Source organism: Pseudomonas sp. LBUM1663, from assembly GCF_059695905.1.
Genome location: NZ_CP166792.1, coordinates 5,054,199 through 5,073,556, shown reverse-complemented (window position 1 = coordinate 5,073,556; position 19,358 = coordinate 5,054,199). Strand labels below are relative to the sequence as shown.

14 protein-coding genes and 1 pseudogene are annotated in these 19,358 nt (G+C 60.7%); 5 read left to right on the top strand and 10 right to left on the bottom strand.

The genetic code is table 11. From position 1 onward, the window contains the following. Positions 1 to 3: 3 nt before the first annotated feature. The gene (gene arcD, locus ACA075_RS23295; protein ID WP_497295619.1) at positions 4 to 1,431 is read right to left on the bottom strand and encodes an arginine-ornithine antiporter; all 1,428 of its coding nucleotides are present in this window, start codon (positions 1,429 to 1,431) and stop codon (positions 4 to 6) included. A 412-nt stretch (positions 1,432 to 1,843) separates the two neighbouring features. On the opposite strand from arcD (ACA075_RS23295), the gene arcD (ACA075_RS23290) reads away from it, so the two are divergent. Further along, the gene (gene arcD, locus ACA075_RS23290; RefSeq protein ID WP_497295617.1) at positions 1,844 to 3,271 is read left to right on the top strand and encodes an arginine-ornithine antiporter; all 1,428 of its coding nucleotides are present in this window, start codon (positions 1,844 to 1,846) and stop codon (positions 3,269 to 3,271) included. Between the two features lie 128 nt (positions 3,272 to 3,399). Here the strand turns inward: arcD (ACA075_RS23290) and ACA075_RS23285 are convergent, their stop codons facing one another. From ACA075_RS23285 to gap, 9 genes and pseudogenes are all read right to left on the bottom strand, one after another. Continuing rightward, positions 3,400 to 4,731 (bottom strand): CoA transferase, encoded by a 1,332-nt coding sequence (locus ACA075_RS23285; protein ID WP_497295616.1) that lies wholly within the window; start codon positions 4,729 to 4,731, stop codon positions 3,400 to 3,402. 248 nt (positions 4,732 to 4,979) lie between these two features. Continuing rightward, positions 4,980 to 5,735, bottom strand: a complete 756-nt coding sequence (locus tag ACA075_RS23280) for a methyl-accepting chemotaxis protein (RefSeq protein WP_403107341.1) — start codon at positions 5,733 to 5,735, stop codon at positions 4,980 to 4,982. Between the two features lie 102 nt (positions 5,736 to 5,837). Further along, positions 5,838 to 6,845: pseudogene (locus ACA075_RS23275) on the bottom strand (methyl-accepting chemotaxis protein); the annotation flags it as partial. Between the two features lie 475 nt (positions 6,846 to 7,320). Then, positions 7,321 to 7,710 carry a YbaN family protein gene (locus ACA075_RS23270; protein WP_497299317.1) on the bottom strand — a complete coding sequence of 130 codons (390 nt, stop codon included), beginning with the start codon at positions 7,708 to 7,710 and terminating at the stop codon, positions 7,321 to 7,323. A 121-nt stretch (positions 7,711 to 7,831) separates the two neighbouring features. Then, a complete protein-coding gene (locus ACA075_RS23265) occupies positions 7,832 to 8,434 on the bottom strand; it encodes a biliverdin-producing heme oxygenase (protein ID WP_497295614.1) in 603 nt (200 codons plus the stop codon). A 115-nt stretch (positions 8,435 to 8,549) separates the two neighbouring features. Beyond that, entirely contained in the window at positions 8,550 to 11,114 is a 2,565-nt protein-coding gene (locus ACA075_RS23260) for a TonB-dependent receptor (RefSeq protein WP_497295612.1), read from the bottom strand. Positions 11,115 to 11,236: 122 nt separating this feature from the next. Further along, entirely contained in the window at positions 11,237 to 12,202 is a 966-nt protein-coding gene (locus ACA075_RS23255) for a FecR family protein (RefSeq protein ID WP_497295610.1), read from the bottom strand. Positions 12,203 to 12,326: 124 nt separating this feature from the next. Continuing rightward, positions 12,327 to 12,845 (bottom strand): RNA polymerase sigma factor, encoded by a 519-nt coding sequence (locus ACA075_RS23250; protein ID WP_219095473.1) that lies wholly within the window; start codon positions 12,843 to 12,845, stop codon positions 12,327 to 12,329. Between the two features lie 81 nt (positions 12,846 to 12,926). Continuing rightward, positions 12,927 to 13,928, bottom strand: coding sequence for a type I glyceraldehyde-3-phosphate dehydrogenase (gene gap / locus ACA075_RS23245; RefSeq protein ID WP_461976146.1), 1,002 nt, complete (start codon positions 13,926 to 13,928; stop codon positions 12,927 to 12,929). 220 nt (positions 13,929 to 14,148) lie between these two features. Between gap and edd the strand changes: the two genes are divergently transcribed. The 4 genes from edd (at position 14,149) to ACA075_RS23225 (ending at position 19,289) form a co-directional block, all read left to right on the top strand. Further along, positions 14,149 to 15,975: a phosphogluconate dehydratase gene (edd, locus tag ACA075_RS23240; RefSeq protein WP_497295608.1), complete on the top strand. Its 1,827-nt coding sequence runs from the start codon at positions 14,149 to 14,151 to the stop codon at positions 15,973 to 15,975. Next, entirely contained in the window at positions 15,972 to 16,922 is a 951-nt protein-coding gene (locus tag ACA075_RS23235) for a glucokinase (protein WP_497295606.1), read from the top strand. Before edd ends, ACA075_RS23235 begins: the two co-directional genes overlap by 4 nt. Before the next feature lie 176 nt (positions 16,923 to 17,098). Then, the gene (locus ACA075_RS23230) at positions 17,099 to 17,830 is read left to right on the top strand and encodes a response regulator (protein ID WP_497295605.1); all 732 of its coding nucleotides are present in this window, start codon (positions 17,099 to 17,101) and stop codon (positions 17,828 to 17,830) included. Continuing rightward, positions 17,820 to 19,289 (top strand): ATP-binding protein, encoded by a 1,470-nt coding sequence (locus ACA075_RS23225; RefSeq protein ID WP_497295603.1) that lies wholly within the window; start codon positions 17,820 to 17,822, stop codon positions 19,287 to 19,289. Before ACA075_RS23230 ends, ACA075_RS23225 begins: the two co-directional genes overlap by 11 nt. Positions 19,290 to 19,358 lie beyond the last annotated feature (69 nt).

Here is a 19,358-nt window from a genome sequence, read left to right as displayed (position 1 = left end):
GTGTTACAGGGTCAGGAAGCCGTCATACAGGCCGTAGGCCGCCACCAGGGCGCCGACGACAACAGCGGCAAAAATCAGCTTCTCGACGTTGGTGAAAACCGGTTTGTTGACTTCCAGCTTGGCCTTGGCGAACAGGATCGCGCCGGGGGCATAGAGCAAGGCGGAGAGCAGCAGGTATTTGACGCCGCCGGCATAGATCAGCCAGATCGCGTAGATCAACGCGACGGCGCCGATGAACAGGTCTTTGCTGCGTTCGGCCGCAGCGTTTTCATAGCTCTCGCCACGTACCGCCAGCAGCAGGGCGTAAGCCGCTGACCACAGGTAAGGCACCAGAATCATCGAAGTGGCGAGGTAGATCAGCGACAGGTAAGTACTGGCCGAAAACAGGGTGATGACCAGAAACAGTTGAACCATTGCGTTGGTCAGCCACAGGGCGTTGACCGGTACATGGTTGGCGTTTTCCTTGCGCAGGAACGCCGGCATGGTGTGGTCCTTGGCGGCGGCGAACATGATCTCCGCACACAGCAGCACCCACGACAGCAACGCACCGAGCAGGGAAATGATCAGGCCAACACTGATGAACGCCGCGCCCCACGGACCAACGACGTGCTCCAGTACCGCCGCCATCGACGGGTTCTGCAGTTTGGCCAGTTCCGGTTGGGTCATGATGCCCAGCGACAGCACGTTCACCAGCACAAGAAACAGCAACACGGTGATGAAACCGATCACGGTGGCCTTACCGACGTCGCTGCGCTTTTCCGCGCGGGCCGAGAAGATGCTCGCGCCTTCAATGCCGATGAACACCCACACGGTAACCAGCATCATGTTGCGCACCTGGTTCATCACGCTGCCCAGGTCCGGGTTTTTCAGGCCCCAGATGTCGGCGGTGAAGATGTCCAGTTTGAACGCGAAAATTGCGATCAGGACAAACAGCACCAGCGGCACGATCTTGGCGACAGTGGTCACCAGGTTGATGAACGCCGCTTCCTTGATCCCCCGCAGCACGAGGAAATGCACTGCCCAGAGCAGCACCGACGCGCCGACCACGGCCGCCACGGTGTTGCCTTCGCCGAAGATCGGAAAGAAGTAGCCGAGGGTGCTGAACAGCAACACGAAATACCCGACGTTGCCCAGCCACGCACTGATCCAGTAACCCCAGGCGGACGAGAAACCCATGTAGTCGCCGAACCCGGCCTTGGCGTAGGCGTAGACACCGCCATCCAGGTCAGGTTTTCGGTTGGCGAGGGTCTGGAAGACGAACGCGAGGGTCAGCATGCCGACCGCGGTGATGGCCCAACCGATCAGCACGGCGCCGACGTCGGCACTGGCGGCCATGTTCTGGGGCAAAGAGAAAATCCCGCCACCAATCATAGAGCCGACAACCAGTGCAACCAGTGCGCCGAGTTTCAGTTTTCCGGGGGTATCAGACATTGCATGACTCCAATGCAGGAGAAGAGAGACAACAGACTAAATCTATTAACTGTTCAATTAGCTGACATAGATCAGTGCATGCGCACATTCCATTGTTAATGAAAGACTTATGAACTTTTCGCGGGCATAACTGTATAACCGCAAATGCCCTTTCCAGAGGCCTCGGCTAGATTGAATGAGCACAACCGGAATTGCCAGGAGTTATGAAGCTAGTCTGTTTTTGGGTTTTCGCAACTTTTTAACGTCTGTTTTCAGTACAGAATTGCTTTATCAGGAATGACACATAAAACTGCTATGTGCTAATTGTCATAGATTGTTCGGTTATAAATAAAATTCGTTAATAGGCGTTAATTAATAAACGTTACTGCGCTTTATCTACTTTGTTAAATAATTGAACGAAGGGGAGCCCTCAATGTCGCAACCGACGCAAAAGCTTCGCCTTAGTGCGCTGATCGCCCTGGTGGTGGGATCGATGATTGGCGGCGGGATTTTTTCCTTGCCGCAAAACATGGCGGCGCGTGCCGATGTCGGGGCGATATTGATTGGTTGGGCGATCACCGCCATCGGCATGCTGACCCTGGCCTTCGTGTTCCAGACCTTGGCCAACCGCAAACCCGAACTGGACTCCGGGGTGTACGCCTACGCCAAGGCCGGGTTCGGCGATTACATGGGATTTTCATCCGCGTGGGGTTACTGGATCAGTGCGTGGCTGGGCAACGTCGGTTACTTCGTTCTGCTGTTCAGCACCCTCGGTTATTTCTTTCCGGTGTTTGGCCAGGGCAACACGCCGATCGCCATCGGCTGCGCCTCGGTGCTGCTGTGGGCCGTGCATTTTCTGGTGCTGCGCGGGATCAAGGAGGCGACGTTCATCAACCAACTGACCACCGTGGCCAAGATCGTGCCGCTGATCATGTTTATCGTCATCGCCGCCGTCGCCTTCAAGGCGGAAGTCTTCACCCGCGATATCTGGGGCAGCAGCAACCCGAATTTCGGCGGCGTGATGGAGCAGGTGCGCAACATGATGCTGGTCACCGTGTTCGTGTTCATAGGCATTGAAGGCGCCAGTGTTTACTCGGCCAGGGCGGAGAAACGCTCGGATGTCGGCCGGGCAACGGTGATCGGTTTTCTCGGCGTTTTGGCGTTATTGGTGCTGGTGAACGTGTTGTCCCTCGGGATCATGAGCCAGCCGGAATTGGCCACCCTGCAAAATCCGTCGCTGGCGGCGGTGCTGGAGCACATTGTCGGCCCTTGGGGGGCGCTGCTGATCAGCATCGGCCTGGCGATTTCGTTGTTGGGGGCGTTGTTGTCCTGGGCGCTGCTCTGCGCCGAAATCCTCTTCGCCACGGCTAAAGACAAGACCATGCCGGCCTTTCTGACCAAGGAAAACGCCAACCATGTGCCGGTCAATGCGCTGTGGCTGACCAACGTGATGATCCAGATTTTCCTGCTGATCACGCTGTTTTCGGCAGGCACTTACACCAGCCTGATCTACCTCGCGTCGTCGATGATCCTGGTGCCGTATCTGTGGTCGGCGGCGTATGCGGTGCTGTTGAGCGGACGCGGCGAAACCTATGAGCACGCGTCGGCCGAGCGGACCAAGGACCTGATGATCGGCGGCATCGCTCTGGGTTACGCGGTGTGGTTGTTGTACGCGGGCGGGGTGAAATATCTGCTGCTGTCGGCGTTGTTGTATGCGCCGGGGGTGATCTTGTTTGCCAAGGCCAAGCATGAGCAGGGTGAGCCGTTGTTCACTCATATCGAGAAAGGCATTTTTACCTGCGTCATCAGCGGGGCTGGGCTGGCGGCGTATGGGTTGTACAGCGGGTTGCTGTCGTTGTGAGGTGGCTGCGGGCACCGGTTTTGTGTTGAGTGTCCTGGCCCCTTCGCGAGCAGGCTCGCTCTCACAGGTTTTGTGCTCGACGCAGATCCAATGTGGGAGCGAGCCTGCTCGCGATAGCTATCTGACGGTCACCACCACTGCGCGCGATGGGCACCCAATTCCGAAGCTGGAAGTGCCCATTGCAATGGAGTAGCGGTTATTTTCAGCGGCACATGAAGCCGATGTGCCGGCCCCCAAGGGGTTTGCTCTATCAGCAACCCCTGATCGTTTTCATCTTCAGCTCGCAGCGCCTCACCCGTCCCGGCACCGTTCTCAATCAACAACTTCGCTGTGCGCGCCAACGACAACCTGGCCGACCCACCCCGTCCCAATAACGTGATCGCCGCAGCCGCCATTAAATACCCGGTTGCATGATCCAGCGCCTGAACCGGCAGCGGCATCGGTTTGTCCGCTTTCTTCCACTGCCTGCCCGCGTCGGCAATGCCGCTACTCATCTGCACTAGGCTGTCGAAGCCGCGGCGGTTTTTCCACGGACCGCTCCAACCGTAGGCGTTGAGGCACACATCAATCAGGCCCGGCGCCAGTTTTTCTCGCTCGGCGACACCGTAGCCCAACTTTTCCAGTGCGTCGGCGCGGTAGCCGTGGAGCACGATATCGGCGTCCTTGAGCAGGCTTTCGAACACGGCTCGATCGTCCTTGCTGTGCAGGTCCAGCCGTGCACAGCGTTTGCCCAGCGTGACTTCGGGCACCACGCCGGGTTCGTTCCAGGTTGGTGGATCGATGCGCAACACATCGGCGCCGAGGCCGGCGAGAAAACGACTGGCGACGGGACCGGCCAACACGCGGGTCAAGTCCAGCACCTTGATGCCTGCCAACGGTTGCGCCACAGAACCTTTCCAGGGTTTCGCGTGTTGACCGCCGCTGGCGCTGAACTGAATCAACGGCTCGGCGTTCACCGCCAGGCCTTGGGGATGCGCCTGCCATTGTGCCCAGCTGCGCATCTCGGCGGCGCAACCACCGGCATCGACCACGGCCTGTTCCAGATCGGTTTTCGCCCATTGCGCAACCTTGCTCGCCATCGCGGCACGGTCGGCACAGGTGCCGAGCACGCGTTCGGCGGCGGCGCGGTGGTGGGGTGCGTTGGTGTGCAAGCGGATCCAGCCGTCCTGGGTCGCGTAGTCGCCGGCCACCGGGTCCCACAGCGGTGGAACGCTCCAGCCCACGGGGCGGATCGAGGTGGCGAACCAGAAAGAGGCCAGGCGGCGGTCGACTTCAAGGCTGGGCAAGCGACCGGTGTGTTGCTGCAAAAAATCGCTGACTGCTTGGCCGGCGGCAGCGATGCTGGCGCAGGCCAGGTCAGTCACGGCAAACGCCGAGGGCAGGGCGCCGCTGGACGTGAAAGGAATCGGCGTGTGAGGCAAGCCGAGTGCGGCTTGAATGGACGTGAGTAAACCAGTCATCGAAGGCCCTCCGGAACGAGAGCCCGAGCATAGATCAAAACAATGCCGACCCGGATGAAAATCCCCTTGTGGGAGCGGGCCTTTGTGGTGAGGGGGCTTGCCCCCGTTGGGTCGCGAAGCGGCCCCAAAACCTACAATCCCGGTGTGTCTGGTACACCGCATGTGATGGATTACGACTGCTGCGCAGCCGAACGGGGCGGTGCGGCGTTCCGACAAGCCCCCTCGCCACAGGGGGCGGTGTTTCAACCTTAAACGCGGAACTGATCCATCAATTTCATCTGGTGGGTGGTCAGGGCGTTGAGCTGGCTGCTGATCTGCGCCGATTCGGTGGCTTGGCCGGTCAGGGTTTCGGTGACGGTGCGGATCGCCGAGACGTTGCGATTGACCTCTTCGGCCACCGCGCTTTGCTGTTCGGCGGCGCTGGCGATTTGCAGGTTCATGTCGCTGATCACGGTGACCGCGTCGCTGATTTTGCTCAAGGCCTGGACCGCTTGCTGGATCTGCCCGGCGTTGCTGTGGGCCTGGGTCTGGCTCGAATGCATGGTGGCCACCACACCGCGCGTGCCGGTCTGGATGCGCTCGATGACGATGCGGATTTCTTCCACCGAATCCTGAGTGCGTTTGGCCAGGTTGCGCACTTCATCGGCCACCACCGCAAACCCGCGACCGCTTTCGCCGGCTCGGGCTGCTTCGATAGCAGCATTGAGGGCCAGCAGGTTGGTTTGTTCGGCGATGCTGCGGATCACTTCCAGTACCGAACCGATTTGCTCGCTGTTAACGGCCAGCGCTTCGACTTCGGTCACGGCTTTGCTGACTTCGTCGGCCAGTTGATTGATGTCGCGGGTGCTGCGCTCGATGATCGACATGCCATCGCGGGCCGATTGATCCGCACCTTTGGCCGCATTGGCCGCGTTCGAGGCACTGTTGGCGACGTCGTGGGCGGTGGCGCTCATTTCGTTGGACGCGGTGGCGACCTGGTCGATTTCGCGGAACTGCACCTGCATGCCTTCGCTGGTCTGACGGGCGATTTCCGAAGACTGGTCGGCTGTGCCACGGGCGTCGGTGATGCTTTGTTTGATCTGCGCGATGGTCGGCTGCAGCTTGTCGAGGAAGCGGTTGAACCAGCTGACCAGTTCGCCCAGTTCATCTTTTTTACTGTAGTGCAGGCGTTGGGTCAGGTCGCCGTCGCCGCTGGCAATCGCCTTGAGCATCTCGGCGACGCTGTTGATCGGCCGGGTCACGCCCGACGCGGTGAGCCAGATCAGCAACAGGCCGACCAGGCCGGCCGCGACAGCCACCAGCACCGCTTTGATCGTGCCGCTTTGCTGGGCGTCATCGAGCACCGCTTGCAGCTTGACCGAGTCGGCCAGCAGCACTTGTTTCGGCAGGTCGATCACCACGCCCCAGGCTTTGGAGTCGCTGATCGGGCTGACCGGGTACACCGCGCGGATCAGGTCGCCCTGTTCGAGGATCTTCGGTGTGCCGCCGCTGAGCAGTTGCAGGATGTCCTTGCCTTCAGCGCCCAGAGTGTCGCCGATGCTTTTGCCGACTTTGCTCGCGTCGACGCTGTAACCGGCCAAGACACCGCTGCCGGAGACGATCAGCATGTGCCCGGCGCTGTTGAACAGGTCACGTTGGGAATCGACCGCCGCTGCTTGCAGGGCGTCGAGGGCGATGTCGATACCGACCACGCCGATGGATTTGCCGTCCACCAGCAGCGGGACGGAAATGGTGGTCATCAGCATTTCCTTGCCGCCGACGGTGTCGGCATACGGGTCCAGCAGGCAGGTGCGTTTGCTGTCGCGAGGGCAGGTGTACCAGCTGTTGTAAGGCGTGCCGCTGAGGCTCAAGGTGGTTTTGGTCATGTCATCTTCGACCATGATCGTGTTGATCCCGGCCCCACCGGCACGGCTCCAGTAACTGGCAAAACGCCCCGATTCATTGGACTGGCGTGCTGCATCATTGGCGAACTCGCTGTCCTTGCCGTCCAGGCCGTTGGGCTCGAACGCCAGCCAGATCCCCAGCACCTTAGCGTTGCGCTCGAACGCGGTTTGCAGGCTCTGGTTCAACTCTTCACGCAAGGCGCCGGCGTCCAGCGAACGCTTGGCGGCCATGGTGCGCATGTCCTTGATCTGATCGGCCAGGGCGGTCACCACCAGCAGGCTTTCACCAAAGGTCTTCTGCACCCGCACCGCTTGTTCGGCGGCCTTGGCCTGAAGCAGGTCCTGCACGCTGGTGGTGAGCATCTTGCGGCTGGAGGCGCTGACCAGATCGTCGTTCTGGTTGGTCTGGTAGAAGTTCATACCGACGATCAACGCGACCACGCCAAGCAGGCACAGGCCGGACAGCAAGACGATTTTCAGGCGGATAGAGAGAGAGTCGAACATAGGGCGAACTCGCGAAGGGATGAAGTGTTGGCTGTGGGCCGATGTCGACCCGGTTCGCCAAATCCATTCAGCGCCATTCAATGCACATCGGCGTGGGACGAGGATGCATGATGGTGGCTCCGACGAGCGGTCATGGTTGAACGTTTGCGCAGAAAAATGTGCCGCAAAGCGGGTTTAAAACGGGAGTAAATCGCGGCGTCGATCAAGACAGTTGCTGCAATGATTCCGGGCGTGACCAGATCCACAAATTACCCAGGCTCATGCCAGCAATCGCCAGATAAATCGGCCAGCCGTGATCGAGCATCACCAGAATCAGCGTCGCACACAGCAGCATGCTGATAGTGGCACTGACCTTGGCCCGGCGGGCGACGATTTTGCCGTTGCGCCAGTTGCGCAGGATGGAACCGAATAGCCGATGGTTTTCCAGCCAGGCACTCAGGCGCGGCGAACTTTTGGTCGCGGCCCAGGCGGCGAGGAGGATGAATTCGGTGGTCGGCAGGCCGGGGATAACGATGGCTATAAGGCCGATGCCCAGGCTTACATAGGCCAGCAGGCCGAACAGAAGGCGGGTGAGTTTTGAAGTGGGGTTCATAGGGCCTACGAAAAACCTGTGGGAGCGAGGCTTGCCCGCGAAGGGTACGGCGCGGTACTTCAGGCTGACCGCGTTATCGTTTTTCGCGGGCAAGCCTCGCTCCTACAAGGAGGATGTTGTGTCAGGCGAGTTCTGGGGTGTAGGCCTGCTCTAACAACACGGTGAAGCGGTTGAACGCGTCGATGGCGCCTTTATCCAACTCGGCTTCTTCTTGTGCGCTGAGCTCCAATCCATCGAGGGTTTTGACGAAGCGCTTCCAGCCTTCAGCGCGGCCGCCGGCCGGTTCGCCGAGGTGGCGGGCGCCAAAGGTTTCGCTCAAGCCCAGACCGATAGCACGCTTGATCAAGAAGGCCGCGCCCAGCTTCGAACCTTCGGAGACAAACAGCCAACCCAGTGCTTCGGCTTTGCCTGGATTCTTCACCGCGCCGGCCACCGGCGCCGGTACTTCGGTTTCAAGATCCGCCAGGTCAGCCTTGGCCGCGTCGGCCCGGCAACGAGCCGGCAAGTCCGGGACGATGGCCGTCAGCTCGGCATCGTTGTACAGCGCGACCAATTCCGACTGGAACAGATACTGCGCCACCACGAAACGGGCGAAGTTGGCCTGGGTTTCAAACGGTGCGTGGGCTTTGACCAGGGCATCGAGTTGGGTGTGAGGCTCGTTGGTTATCTGGTTCAAGCGTTGCGAACGCAGAGCAGGCCGTTGAGCAGTGTCCTGAGTGGTCATGAGAAATCCTTGAGAAAAAGAGGCGCTTGGTAACGAGACGAATAAGCAGGTGCCTGACAGTAAAAAAACCTCACTGCACCGCTTATATAAAAGCAGCGCAGTGAGCTGTTCAGCGTCAGATGTCCCAGACCAGATTGATCGCGAAGTTGCGACCCGGTTGGGTCAGGCGGTCGAGGTTGGCCGGTTGTGTCACCGAGGCTTCGCCGACGCTGTCGTAGCCGCGCACGTCATCCCACTGCCAGTATTTCTTGTTGGTCAGGTTGTACAGGCCGGCGTTGACGGTCACGTCGTCGGTCACCTTGTAGAAGCCGGCCAGGTCGAGCACGCCATAACCCGGAGTCTTGAACTGGGTGCTGGTGCCGTCCGGGGTTTTGAAGCTGGTGCTGTCGACGCGGGTCTTGCGTTTGACCAGGGTCCAGCTCAACAGGGCGCCGTAGTTATCCTGGTCGTAACCGAAGCCGAACACGCCGGTCAGCGGGTTGATGCTGTTCAGTGGCTGGCCGTTGTCATCATTACGGCCATACAGGTAGGCCACCGAGCCTTGGGTGTAGAGGCCGGTCGGGGCGCCGAAGCTGTCGAGGTTCAGGCGACCCTTGAGCTCGACGCCTTTGATGGTGGCGTGGGCAATGTTGTTGCTCTGGAAGGTGGTCTCGGTGTAGCCGGGGGTGATGGCGTTTTCATCGATGAAGTCGCGGTATTTGTTGTAGAACACCGCCACATCGAACGTGCCCGCCTCGAACTGGCCGCGCAGGCCGGTTTCGTAGCTCTTGCTCTTTTCCGGTTCCAGGTCCGGATTCGGCGCGACCTGATAGCCGCCCGCAAGGTTTTCGAAACGACCATACAGGGCCTTGGCCGTCGGCGTGCGGAAGCCTTCGGCGTACTGGCCATACCAGGTGTAGTTGTCGTTGAAGCTGTAAGTGGTGCCGAATTTTGGCGACAGACGATGCCAGGTTTTTGTGCTGTCGCTCACCACACCGTTGCCGCTCTGGTCGGCGGTGGCCAGGAACTCGTCGGTGATGTGCGGCTTGAGTTCGGTGTAGTCGTAGCGTGCGCCAGGCAGGAAAGTCCAGTTGCCCCAGCTGATCTGATCCTGGGCGAACAGGCTGTAGCTGTTGATGGTCGGGTCCGGGAAGTCGCTGGCCGGTTTCAGGGTGTCGGCGGCACTCGGCGCACCGATGACCCGGCAGGCACCGGCCACGGTCAGGCACGTCCCGCTGCCGGTGCGCAGGCCGGTGACTTTGTCCTGCTTGAGAGTGGTGCCATAGGTCACGAGGTGCTCGGTGTCGGCAATGGCGAACGACTTGTCAGCTTGGGCATCGAACACCCATTGGCGATCCTTGTAGTTGGTGTCACGGTTGCGCAGCACGGTACGCGACGGCGCGTAGATTTCTTCGGTGCTCTGGTCGGTCTTGGCGATCTGGTAGTTCAGCGACCACTTGATGTTGTCGGCCAGCACGCTGTCCAGACCGAAGCTGTGCTCCAGGCCAAAGCGTTCGCGGGTGACTGTGTCGTTGCCGGTGCGGGACTTGTAGAAGCCGAAACCGCGTCCGGCGTTGAACGGGCCACCCACGGCGCTCAATTGATGGGTGTCGCGGTCGTCCTTGTAATGCTCGTAGGTCAGGCCCAGGCGCGCGTCGTCGGCGTAGTCCCAGCCCAGTTTGGCCAGCACGTTGGTGGTGCGCACGTCCTCGGGGTTGGCCTCGGTGCGGTTCAGGCCGGTCCCGCCGGTTTCGCCGTAGGATTCGGTTTCATGGCCGTTTCGTTGGCTCAAGTGCAGCAAGCCGTCGAAGTCACCGGTGCGACCGGCCACCGTGCCGGAGGTCAGCCAGCTGTCATCCGCCGAGCTATAACCGGTTTTCAGACGTGCGCCGACGTCCTTGCCCGGCTTGATGATGTCGTCCGGGTCCAGCGTGTAGTAGCTGACCGCGCCGCCGATGGCGTTGCTGCCGTAAAGCACCGACGCCGGGCCGCGCAGGATTTCCACGCGTTTGACGATCTCGGGGTCGACGTAGTTGCGGTTGGTCTGGGCATAAGGGCCGTTGAAGAAGCTGTCGGGCACTTGCACGCCGTCGATCTGGGTCAGCACGCGGTCGCCGTCGATGCCGCGGATGTTGTAGCCCGTGAGACCGGCACGCTGGCCAGCGCCGCCGACCGATACGCCCGGCTCGTAGCGCACCAGATCCTTGATGGTATTGACGTTGTTGCGGTCCAGGTCTTCGCGGGTCTGGACCGTCACCGTGCTCGGCACGCTGCTCACGTCCTGTTCATTACGGGTGGCGCTGATGGTCACCTGATCCAGGTTGATCGCGCTGCTATTACTGCGCTTTTCCAGCACGATGTTGTTACTGCCCAGTTTGCGATAGCTCAGGTTGGTCCCCACCAACAGGCGATCAAGGGCCTTTTCCGGCGGCAACGAACCGCGCACACCCGGCGAGGCGACGCCGTCCGCCAGTTCGGCCGGCAAGCCGACCTGCCAGCCTGTCACTGCGGTAAAGGCATTGAGTGCCGAGACCAGCGACTGCTGCGGGATGGCGAACGAGTAGTCGCCCATGTTGCGCGTCGGCTGCCCGGCGGCGGTGGCCGCCATGAGCGGCGCAGCACCGGCCATCAGGATGGCGGCCGTCAGCAGCGACAGCACGCGGGAAGGTGAAGAAAACTGGCGGGTATGGCGAGAGGACATCGATAGCGCTCCGTGTCGCACGAATCTTTATAGGTGCTGATTGGCATGGCTAGATGCGAATCAATTGCATTGGCTATAACGAGACGAACGAGCTTCGGCTATCGAGTAAAAATAATTCTCATTTAGTTCAAGATCACCAAAGCCGGAAATTCCTGCAGGCGCGCGGAGGTGATGTGAGCAAGGGAGCGGACCACGTCCAGCGGTTGGTCGAGACGGTAATTGCCGGTCACGGCGACGTCGGCCAACTGCTCGTTGTTGTTGATGATCCAGCCCGGGTAATAGCGGCGCAGCTCCGCCAGCACCTGGCTCAGCGGGCAGTTTTCGAACACCAGTCGGCCCTGGACCCACGCCAGATCAGTGGTCGCATCGAGTTTGGCCGGGTGATCAAATCCGTTGGGGCCGATGCGCACGCTTTCCCCGGCGGACAAGCGAATCCGCGCGTCGTCGCGGGTCGCTCGCAAGTCGACATCCCCACGCTGCACCCGAACCTGTGCCACACCGTCCAAATAACGTACGGCAAACGCGGTATCGCGCACGCTGGCCTTGACCGGGCCGGCATCGATTTCCAGCGGCTGGCCGCGATTGGCCGGCACCTCGAAAAACGCCTCGCCCTGATACAACCGAGCCACGCGCTGTTGATCGTTGATGGTGCTGGAGAACGCCGAGTTGGTATTGAGCAGGACTTTCGAGCCGTCCTCCAGTTGCAGGCGCTGGCGTTCACCGACCACGGTCAAGTGATCGGCCTGGAGGCGCATCGGCAGGTTGCTGAAACTGAACAGGCCGAGGATCAACACGGCGGCGGTCGCCAGCGGTTTCCAGTGCGGACGCAGGCGCGACAGGACCGGCACTTTCGGCGGCCGGGCGGCCAGGTTTTGCGCGCATTGCACCACTTGCGGGCCATCCCAGATTGCCTGGGCCTTGGCGAACGCTTCGGCATGCAACGGGTCGGCGGCCAGCCAGGCATGAAACTGTCGGGTCTGTTCTTCGCTCGGACTGCCCAGCACGATCAGCCAGTCCAAAGCCTGGTCCATCGCGCTTGCGGCGTCCCGCGCCGGGGAGGGCGGAGGGGAGCGGTGGGTGTCCGTCACGGTGTTTCCTCGGCAGTGTCTTGGCACCGCTGTTTTTTTAGTGAAGCTTGAAAGTGGGGCAAGGGTAGCAAAGCCCGATAGTCAGTGCAGGTCATCCTCGGAAATAGAGAATTAACCTACAGATTCAGTCGCCGTTTAACCGTTCGGCTACGCCGATGCAGATCGCCATGATCAATTTCAGCTCCTTTTGTACGGTGCTCAATGACACGCCGAGCTTCTCGGCGATCTCCAGATAACTGTGCCCGTGCAGCCGGCTGAGGATGAAAATCTGCTGCTGACGATGGCTGAGTTCACTGAGGCTCACGTTCAAACGCTCCAGCAATTGTTCGGCATGGGCAGCATCCTCGGCACTGCTGGCGGGGGCGGCAACGCTTTCCACCACGTCCAGTGGCACGTCGTCGAGCATCGTGCGTGACTGAATGCGCCGCGCACGCAAATGGTCCAGCGCCAGGTTGCGTGCGGTCTGGAAAACGAAAGGTTCAAGGTGATCGATGGCCCGTTCACTGAGTGCCCGGGTCACTCGCAGGTAGGTCTCCTGCAAGAGGTCTTCGGCGGTGCTGTGATTGTTGACCATCCGCTCCAGCGTGCGCAGCAGAGAAACTCGCTGGGCGATGAAGACGTGATTGAAGCGAGATTGACTCACGGGAGGACCTGATCCATTTCGAGCGAATGATAATGCTTATCATCCGCTCGAGTGGTCAAGTGCTGATTTGTAGGCGAAGAGTTATTCGGCGTTGCACAGCGCCAGACAGTTATCGAGCATGCGGTTGGAGAAGCCCCATTCGTTGTCGTACCAGGCCAGTACCTTGAGCAGCTTGCCGCTGGACTTAGTGTGGTTGGCGTCGAAGATCGACGACAGCGGGTTGTGATTGAAGTCGCTGGAGACCAGCGGCAGGGTGTTGTAGCCGAGAATCTTCGAGTGCTGGCTGGCTTCTTTCAGCAGCGCGTTCACTTCATCGGCCGACGCTTCACGCTTGAGCTGCACGGTCAGGTCCACCAGCGACACGTTGATCACCGGAACACGCACCGCCATGCCGGTCAGTTTGCCGGCCAGTTCCGGTAGCACCAGGCCGACCGCTTCGGCGGCGCCGGTCTTGCTCGGGATCATGTTCTGGGTGGCCGAACGGGCGCGATACGGGTCGGTGTGGTAGACGTCGGTCAGGTTCTGGTCATTGGTGTAGGCGTGGATCGTGGTCATCAGGCCGCTTTCGATACCCAGCTCGCGGTGCAGCACCTGAGCCACCGGGGCCAGGCAGTTGGTGGTGCACGACGCGTTGGAAATGATCTGGTGCGATTGGCGCAGAATGTCGTGGTTAACCCCGTACACCACGGTGGCGTCGGCGCCTTTGGCCGGGGCCGAGATAATCACTTTGCGCGCGCCGGCCGTAATATGCGCGGCGGCTTTGGCACGGTCGGTGAACAGACCGGTGCATTCGAACACGACATCAATTTTTTCCGCGGCCCAAGGAAGGTCGGCCGGATTGCGAATGGCGCTGACTGCAATGCGGTCACCGTTGACGGTCAGGCTTTCCTGATCGTGCTGGACATCGGCGTCGAACGTGCCGTGAACGGTGTCGTACTTGAGCAGATGAGCGTTCATCGCGCTGTCGCCCAGGTCATTGATGGCAACGATCTGCAGGTCTTGGCGATAACCTTGGGTATACAGTGCACGCAGGACGTTGCGGCCAATTCGGCCAAAACCATTGATTGCGATTCGAAGAGTCATTTAACAGGGCCGCCGTCGTTTTGTTGTTGGAATTACAAGATTATTCGCATAAAAATAGAAAACAAGCCTTTTTAATGGCAATATTTTGTTCAATCTACAACGAGTGACCTGAATCAACTGGTCCGACCGATCAAGAAAACCGTCTGTCATCCCATCGACACCGGCTCTTGTTCAGCATAGACAATCAGGTCGCCACATCCGTTAGCCTGGAGTTCTACACATGCATCCCCGCGTAATTGAGGTCACCGAACGGCTTATCGCCCGCAGCCGTGCAACCCGTGAGGCTTACCTTGCGCTCATTCGCGATGCAGCCAGCGACGGTCCGATGCGCGGCAAGCTGCAATGCGCCAACTTCGCCCACGGCGTGGCCGGTTGCGGCACCGAAGACAAAAACAGTCTGCGGATGATGAACTCCGCCAACATTGCGATTGTTTCGTCATATAACGACATGCTCTCGGCGCATCAACCGTACGAAGTCTTTCCTGAACAGATCAAAAAAGCCCTTCGCGAAATCGGTTCCGTCGGCCAGTTCGCCGGCGGCACTCCAGCGATGTGCGATGGCGTGACCCAAGGCGAGCCAGGCATGGAATTGAGCCTGCCGAGTCGCGAAGTGATCGCACTTTCCACCGCCGTAGCGCTGTCCCACAACATGTTCGATGGCGCACTGATGCTCGGCATCTGCGACAAGATCGTGCCGGGCCTGATGATGGGCGCGCTGCGTTTCGGTCATCTGCCGACGATCTTCGTCCCGGGCGGGCCGATGGTCTCGGGCATTTCCAACAAGCAGAAAGCCGATGTGCGCCAGCGTTATGCCGAAGGCAAGGCCAGCCGCGAAGAACTGCTGGAATCGGAAATGAACTCCTACCACAGCCCCGGCACCTGCACGTTCTACGGAACTGCCAATACCAACCAGTTGCTGATGGAAGTCATGGGCCTGCATTTGCCGGGCGCGTCTTTCGTCAACCCGAACACCCCGTTGCGCGATGCCCTGACCCGCGAGGCGGCGCATCAGGTCACGCGCCTGACCAAGCAGAACGGCGACTTCATGCCGATCGGCGAAATCGTCGACGAGCGCTCGCTGGTCAACTCCATCGTGGCGCTGCACGCCACCGGCGGCTCGACCAACCACACCCTGCACATGCCCGCCATCGCCATGGCGGCCGGCATTCAACTGACCTGGCAGGACATGGCCGACCTCTCCGAAGTCGTGCCGACCCTGAGCCACGTCTACCCGAACGGCAAAGCCGACATCAACCACTTCCAGGCGGCGGGCGGCATGTCGTTCCTGATCCGCGAACTGCTGGAAGCCGGGCTGTTGCACGAAAACGTCAACACGGTGCTGGGCCACGGCTTGAGCCGTTACACCATGGAGCCGTTCCTCGAAAACGGCGAACTGGTCTGGCGCGAAGGCCCGATCGAAAGTCTCGACGAAACCATCCTTCGCCCAGTCGCGCGTGCGTTCTCGCCTGAGGGCGGCTTGCGGGTGATGGAAGGCAACCTCGGGCGTGGCGTGATGAAAGTCTCCGCCGTGGCCTTGGAAAACCAGATCGTCGAAGCGCCAGCCATGGTGTTCCAGGATCAGCAGGACCTGGCCGATGCGTTCAAGGCCGGTTTGCTGGAGAAGGATTTTGTCGCGGTGATGCGCTTCCAGGGCCCGCGCTCCAATGGCATGCCGGAGCTGCACAAGATGACGCCGTTCCTCGGCGTGCTGCAGGATCGCGGTTTCAAGGTCGCGCTGGTGACCGACGGGCGCATGTCCGGCGCGTCGGGGAAAATCCCGGCGGCGATTCATGTCAGTCCCGAAGCTTATGTCGGCGGCGCTCTTGCGCGGGTGCAAGAGGGCGATATCATCCGCGTCGATGGCGTCAAAGGCACCCTGGAGCTTAAGGTGGACGCCGAAGAATTTGCAGCGCGCACCCCGGCCAAGGGCCTGTTGGGCAATAACATTGGCAGCGGTCGCGAACTGTTTGGTTTCATGCGCATGGCCTTCAGCTCCGCAGAGCAGGGCGCCAGCGCCTTTACTTCTGCCCTGGAGACGCTTAATTGAAACTGGCTTTGGTCGGTGACATCGGAGGGACCAACGCACGTTTCGCGTTGTGGAAAAACCAGCAACTGGAAGCAATACAGGTGCTGGCGACGGCCGACCACGCCAGCCCGGAGGAGGCAATTGCCCTCTACCTGAGCGGGCTTGGCCTGGCGTTGGGCTCGATCGGCTCGGTGTGCCTGTCGGTGGCCGGCCCGGTGAGCGGTGACGAATTCAAGTTCACCAACAATCATTGGCGGCTCAGTCGCAAAGCTTTTTGCAAGACGCTGCAGGTCGATCAATTGTTGTTGGTCAATGATTTCTCGGCGATGGCGCTGGGCATGACCCGTTTGCAGCCGGACGAGTTTCGGGTGGTCTGCGAAGGCACGCCGGAACCATTGCGGCCTGCCGTGGTGATCGGTCCGGGCACGGGCCTGGGCGTCGGCACGTTGCTGGACCTGGGTGAAGGTCGTTTTGCCGCATTGCCAGGGGAGGGGGGTCACGTCGATCTTCCCCTGAGCAGCCCACGTGAAACTCAGTTGTGGCAGCACATCTTCAATGAGATCGGGCATGTCAGCGCTGAAACCGCGTTGAGCGGCAGCGGTTTGCCGCGGGTTTACCGGGCGATTTGTGCGGTGGACGGTCATGAGCCGGTGCTCGATACCCCGGAATCGATTACCGCTGCCGGTCTGGCGGGTGATCCGATTGCGCTGGAAGTGCTGGAGCAGTTCTGCTGCTGGCTCGGCCGTGTCGCCGGCAATAACGTGCTGACCACCGGTGGACGCGGTGGCGTGTACATCGTCGGCGGGGTGATTCCACGGTTTGCCGATTTCTTCGTCGAAAGCGGTTTCGCCCGCTGCTTCGCCGACAAGGGCTGCATGAGCGATTACTTCAAAGGCATCCCGGTGTGGCTGGTGACGGCGCCGTATTCCGGCCTGATGGGCGCGGGTGTGGCGCTCGATCAGGCCTGAAACCGAGTCGCCTTCATCGCGGGCAAGCCCGCTCCCACAAGGTTATGCGCACATTTTTAGAATGTAGGTAATCCTGTGGGAGCGTGGCTTGCCCGCGATGAGGCCAGAACAGGCAACAAATTTCCAAGGTTCATCAGGCATAATCCGCCCAATTCAAACAACAAGGACGCCGCCCCGTGAGCTCAGTCAACAAGTCGATTTTGTTGGTCGATGACGATCAAGAGATACGCGAGTTGCTGGACACCTACCTGACCCGCGCCGGTTTCCAGGTCCGTACCACGCCCGATGGTGCAGGCTTTCGCCAAGCGATGAACGAAGCGCCGAGCGATCTGGTGATTCTCGACGTGATGCTGCCTGACGAAGACGGTTTCAGCCTCTGCCGCTGGATCCGCCAGCACCCGCGTCAGGCTCAGGTGCCGATCATCATGCTCACCGCCAGCTCCGATGAAGCCGACCGTGTGATCGGCCTGGAACTGGGCGCTGACGACTACCTCGGCAAACCCTTCAGCCCCCGTGAATTGCAGGCGCGCATCAAGGCCTTGTTGCGCCGCGCCCAGTTCGGTCAGGAGCGTTCCGGCGGTGAAGTGCTGGCGTTCGACGACTGGCGACTGGACATGGTCAGCCACCGGCTGTTCCACATCGACGGCGAAGAAGTGATTCTCTCCGGCGCCGATTTTGCGCTGCTGAAACTGTTCCTCGATCACCCGCAGGAAATCCTCGACCGCGACACCATCGGCAACGCCACCCGTGGCCGCGATCTGATGCCGCTGGATCGCATCGTCGACATGGCCGTCAGCCGTTTGCGTCAGCGCCTGCGCGATACCGAAAAACCGCCGCGACTGATCCGCACTGTGCGAGGCAGCGGCTACCAACTGGCTGCCAACGTGGTTGCCAGCAATGGCCTCTGAGTGGCTGCGCAAGCTCGCCGCCCGCGTGCCGATGCCGCGATCTTTGCTCGGGCGCATGTTGCTGCTGACCCTGTTGGCGGTGCTGTTCGCGCAGACCTTGTCGAGCGTGATCTGGGTGTCGCAACTGCGTGCCACGCAGCTTGAAGGCCTGGTGACCAGCGCCCGTAGCCTGGCCCATTCGATGACGGCCAGCGTCAGTTACTTTCGTTCGCTGCCGGTGGCGTTTCGTCCCTTGGTGCTCGACCAATTGCGCAGCATGGGCGGCACCCGTTTCGTGGTGACCCTCAACGACAAGCCCCTGGGCATGGAAGTGCTGCCGATCACCCCGCGCAAGGAAGCCGTGCTCAAGGCGGTGGACCAGGTGTTGCGCGAGTCCCTCGGCCAAGACACGGATATCTCGGTGACCTTCGTCAGCCCCGAAGATCTGCGGATCTTCAACAGCGGGCTGAAACTCGATGAATTGCCGCGCTCCTGGGCGCATTACGCGCTCACGCTGGAGCCGGTGAACCCGCCGGTGCTGGTCACGCAAATTCAGATGGCGCCGGGCGAGTGGCTGTATATCGCCTCGCTCTTGCCCGAGCCCTACACCAGCCTTGAAGAGCAAGGCCTGCCAGCGCAGCAGGTCTGGTTCATCGTGCTCACCAGCGGTTTCCTGCTGTTGTTCATCGGCCTGTTGGTGCACTGGCAGAGTCGTCCGCTCAAGCGTCTGGCGCGGGCGGCGCGGGACATGTCCCTCGGTGCCGAAGTCGAACCGGTGGCCGAAGGCGGCGGCAGTGAAGTGGTTGAAGTGGGCCGCGCTTTCAATGCGATGCGCGAGCGCATCAGCCGTTACCTGACCGAGCGCAGCCAGTTGTTCAGCGCGATTTCCCATGACCTGCGCACGCCGATTACCCGGTTGCGGCTGCGGGTCGAATTGCTTGAAGACGAACAGCTGCAAGCCAAGTTCGGCCGCGATCTGGATGAGCTGGAACTGCTGGTCAAAGGTGCGCTGCAATGCGTGAAAGACACCGATATTCACGAAAACATCGAGCCGGTGGATCTGAACCATGTGCTCGACTGTCTGGTGGAGCCGTATCTGGCGCCCAACGGCAATGGTCGCGTGACCCAGCAGGGCCGGGCGCTGGCGGCGTACCCGGGCAAACCGCTGGCGCTCAAGCGCTGCATCGGCAACCTGATCGACAACGCGTTGAAGTATGGGCAGAACGCGCATTTGCATATTGATGACGACGAGAGCGCCTTCATCCTGCACGTCGATGACGAAGGGCCGGGCGTGCCGGAGCAACGGATGGAGCAGGTGTTCGAACCGCACTTCCGGTTGGCCGGGCAGCAGCAGGGTTATGGCTTGGGGTTGGGGATTGCCCGCAACATTGCCCATAGCCATGGCGGCGAGGTCAGCCTGCAAAACCTGCGTGAAGGCGGGTTGCGGGTGACGTTGCAGTTGCCTCGTTCGATCGATTGACGCAGCCCCTGTGGCGAGGGAGCTTGCTCCCGCTGGACTGCGCAGCAGTCCTTCTTTGAGGGGCCGCTT